2 protein-coding genes are annotated in these 1,336 nt (G+C 77.8%); both read right to left on the reverse strand.

All coding sequences use genetic code 11. The features are described 5' to 3' along the window. Positions 1 to 187: 187 nt before the first annotated feature. Positions 188 to 652 (reverse strand): copper chaperone PCu(A)C, encoded by a 465-nt coding sequence (locus E2C05_RS31830; RefSeq protein ID WP_240046986.1) that lies wholly within the window; start codon positions 650 to 652, stop codon positions 188 to 190. Positions 653 to 663: 11 nt separating this feature from the next. Further along, the gene (locus E2C05_RS31835) at positions 664 to 1,185 is read right to left on the reverse strand and encodes a YcnI family protein (RefSeq protein WP_133223599.1); all 522 of its coding nucleotides are present in this window, start codon (positions 1,183 to 1,185) and stop codon (positions 664 to 666) included. Positions 1,186 to 1,336: the final 151 nt, after the last annotated feature.

Here is a 1,336-nt window from a genome sequence, read left to right on the forward strand (position 1 = left end):
CCGTCCCATCCGGATGCGCAGGCCCCCCCGGGTGGGGGCTTCCGGCGCGGCGCCGCGCCCCGATGCGGTCCTGGCCGCCGGGGATGCGGCGGCCGGCAGGGGCATCCGGGCGGGCGATCCCGCCCGGACCCGCCCGGGGCGTGGCCCGCGGCAGGCCATCCCGGCCGCGGGCCGCAGGGTCAGGCCCTCAATGCGCCGGGCCGCGGGCGCCGGCCGCCTGGACCTGCAATTGCACCGTCACCTCGCCCGCCCGTTCGAAGCGCAGCGTCACCGGCACCGACTGGCCCTGGACCAGGGGCTGCGCCAGGCCGATCAGCATCAGGTGCAGCCCGCCCGGCTGCAGCGTCACGGTCTGGCCGGCCGGCAGGTCGATGGCCGGGACGGGACGCATGCGCATCACCTCGCCGTCGCGGATATGGGTGTGCAGCTCCGCCACCCGCGCGGCGGGGGTGGCGACGCCGACCAGCCGGTCGGCCACCGCGCCGCGGTTGCTGATGGCGAGGAAGCCGGCCCCCGTGCCGCCCTGCCCGGCGGCGCGGGTCCAGGGATGCGCGACGGCGATGTCCCCGACCTGCTGCGGCGGCGCGTGCTGCGCCAGGGCCGGGGCGGCGGCCAGCGTCAGGCCGAGGAGCAGCAGGGTGCGACGGGTCATGGCGGTCCTCCTCATGGCCGGGTCAGCCGCAGCGCTGGCGCCGGCCGCGCCAGGTCATGCGCATGCTGGCCGGCGGCCGGGCGTTCGGCCCAGTTGTCGGACCTGCCGCCCTCGCAGCCCTGCTGCACCGGCAGGTAGAGCACCCCGCCGGGCTCGTTCGGCGCCTGCAGCATGAGCACGAATTCCTCGTATTGCGTGTCCGGCAGCGGCCCGCCCTCCCAGGTGATGCGGGCCACTTCGTCCTCGATCTCGCGGCCATGCGGGTTGCGGACCGCCTCGGGCAGGCGGCGGCGCTCGATGGTCAGGCGCCAGCCGGGCTTCGGCATGGGCTTCGCCGAGTAGACGCCTTCGGGCAGTTCCAGGCTGATGCGCGTGGTGGCGGCGCCGGCGCAGCCATGCGGCACGCGCAGCGCGGCGCGCACATAGCTGCCGGCCGGCGCGGCGGCGGGGTCCAGGGTGACATGCGCGCGGGGCGCGGCGAGGGGCAGCGCGCAAAGGGCGCCGACGGCCAGCATGGCCGGAATGGGTCGCATGATGTGCTCCAGAGCGTGATCGGTCGGGGCGAGGCGAAGCTCGGTCCCCAGGGTCCGCCTTGGCGGGCGGGGGCGCCGCCCCCGTCCGCGGCCAGGCCGCGCGGCCGCCGGCGGGGCGGCGGATGCCGGCGCGAGGCAGCCTCGCGCCGGT

The organism is Paracraurococcus ruber (assembly GCF_004353985.1).
GTDB classification, from domain to species: domain Bacteria; phylum Pseudomonadota; class Alphaproteobacteria; order Acetobacterales; family Acetobacteraceae; genus Paracraurococcus; species Paracraurococcus ruber.

Excerpts from the sequence above, each read along its gene's own strand:
- E2C05_RS31830 (WP_240046986.1), bottom strand. The coding sequence starts at position 652 with ATGACCCGTCGCACCCTGCTGCTCCTCGGCCTGACGCTGGCCGCCGCC.
- E2C05_RS31835 (WP_133223599.1), bottom strand. The coding sequence starts at position 1,185 with ATGCGACCCATTCCGGCCATGCTGGCCGTCGGCGCCCTTTGCGCGCTG.